1 protein-coding gene is annotated in these 2,237 nt (G+C 43.9%); it reads left to right on the top strand.

Annotated features, from left to right (window positions below; genetic code table 11):
* Positions 1–2,237, top strand: a 2,237-nt coding sequence (locus tag FKQ60_RS17150; protein ID WP_346009514.1) for an HsdR family type I site-specific deoxyribonuclease, incomplete at its 3' end; no start/stop codon positions are given.

The raw sequence follows: 2,237 nt of genomic DNA, 5'->3' as shown, positions 1-2,237 counted from the left end.
ATTAAGCAGTTTGAGCAAACGGGAAGCCATGCCAACCGTTACGATGTGACGATTTTGGTCAATGGTTTGCCTTTGGTGCAAATTGAACTGAAAAAGCGTGGTGTGGCTATTCGTGAGGCGTTTAACCAAATACATCGCTACAGCAAAGAAAGCTTTAATACAGAGAACTCGTTGTACAAGTTCTTGCAGCTGTTTGTGATCTCTAATGGCACCGATACGCGCTATTTTGCCAATACCACTAAGCGCGACAAGAACAGCTTCGACTTCACGATGAACTGGGCAAAATCTGACAATACGCTGATTAAGGATTTAAAAGATTTCACGGCGACTTTTTTCCAGAAAGAGACGCTACTTGAAGTAATTTTGCGCTACTCGGTATTTGATGTCAGCAATACCTTGCTGGTGATGCGCCCCTACCAGATTGCCGCCACCGAGCGCATTTTATGGAAGATAAAGAGCGCGTTTAACGCTAAAGATTGGGCTAAGCCAGAAAGTGGTGGTTACATTTGGCACACCACAGGTTCCGGTAAAACCCTTACCAGCTTTAAAGCAGCACGCTTGGCCACCGATTTAGACTGCATTGATAAAGTGTTTTTTGTGGTAGACAGAAAAGATCTCGACTTTCAAACCATGAAAGAGTATCAGCGGTTCTCGCCTGATAGTGTGAACGGTTCAGACAGTACCGCAGGGCTTAAGAGTAACCTTGATAAAGACGATAACAAGATTGTCGTCACCACCATCCAAAAGCTCAACAACTTAATCAAAAGTGAAAGCGATTTAGCTATTTACCACAAGCAAGTGGTGTTTATTTTTGATGAGTGTCATCGCAGTCAGTTTGGTGAGGCGCAGAAAAACCTGAAGAAGAAATTTAAAAAGTACTACCAGTTTGGCTTTACCGGTACGCCCATTTTCCCTGAAAACGCTTTGGGTGCTGAAACCACGGGCGACGTGTTTGGTCAGCAGTTACACACCTATGTGATCACCGATGCTATACGTGATGAAAAGGTACTCAAGTTCAAAGTGGACTATAACGATGTTCGCCCGCAATTTAAGAGCATTGAGACTGAGCAGGATGATAAGAAGCTCAGCGCCTTTGAAACCAAGCAAGCGTTTTTACATCCGATGCGCATTCGTGAAATCTCGCAGTATATTCTGAACCATTTTAACCAGAAAACGCATCGCGCCTATTCTGGCGCCAAAGGGTTTAATGCCATGTTTGCGGTCAGCAGTGTTGATGCGGCGAAAGCGTATTATGAAACCTTTAAAACATTGCAGGCCGAGACTGAACATGGGCCCACAAGTAAACCTCTGCGCATTGCAACTATCTTCTCATTTGCAGCCAATGAAGAGCAGAATGCCATTGGTGATATTTTAGATGAGAGCTTTGAAGTTAGCGCGATGAACAGCAGCGCGAAAGAGTTTTTGAGCGCCGCGATTAACGATTACAACGCCCTGTTTAAATCTAACTATGGCGTGGACAGTAATGGCTTTCAAAACTACTACCGTGACCTTGCCCAGCGCGTGAAGAATCAAGAAATAGATTTACTCATAGTGGTCGGTATGTTTTTAACGGGCTTTGATGCGCCTACGCTCAATACCTTGTTTGTTGATAAGAATTTGCGCTATCACGGTTTAATGCAGGCATTTTCTCGCACTAACCGCATTTATGATGCGACCAAAACTTTTGGCAATATTGTTACCTTCCGGGACTTAGAGCAGGCAACTATTGATGCCATCACCTTGTTTGGTGACAAAAACACCAAAAACGTGGTGTTGGAGAAGAGCTACAAAGAATACATGGAAGGCTTTAACGATATTGTTACGGGCCAAGCGCGTCGAGGGTTTGTTGATATCGTCAAAGAGCTGCAACAACGCTTTCCAAACCCAGAAAATATTGAAAAAGAACAAGATAAAAAAGAATTTGCCAAGCTGTTTGGTGAATACCTCAAAGCAGAAAATATTTTACAAAACTACGATGAATTTGCTGGCTTGAAAGCACTGCAAAGCCTAGATACCAGTGATGAACAAGCCGTCGAAGAGTTCAAGTCAAAGTACTATCTGGACGATGCTGACATCGAGGCAATGCAAACCATCGACATGCCAAGCGAGCGCGCTATTCAAGATTATCGCTCTACCTACAACGATACCCGCGACTGGTTGCGACGCGATAAAGAAGGTCAGGACAAAGATAAGTCAACGGTAGACTGGGACGATGTGGTCTTTGAAATTGATTTGCT

It is taken from the genome of Vibrio sp. A11 (assembly GCF_013048705.1).
Taxonomy (GTDB): Bacteria; Pseudomonadota; Gammaproteobacteria; order Enterobacterales; family Vibrionaceae; genus Vibrio; species Vibrio metschnikovii.
Note: the sequence above shows the minus strand (reverse complement) of the source record. Positions and strands in the feature narration are given on the sequence as shown.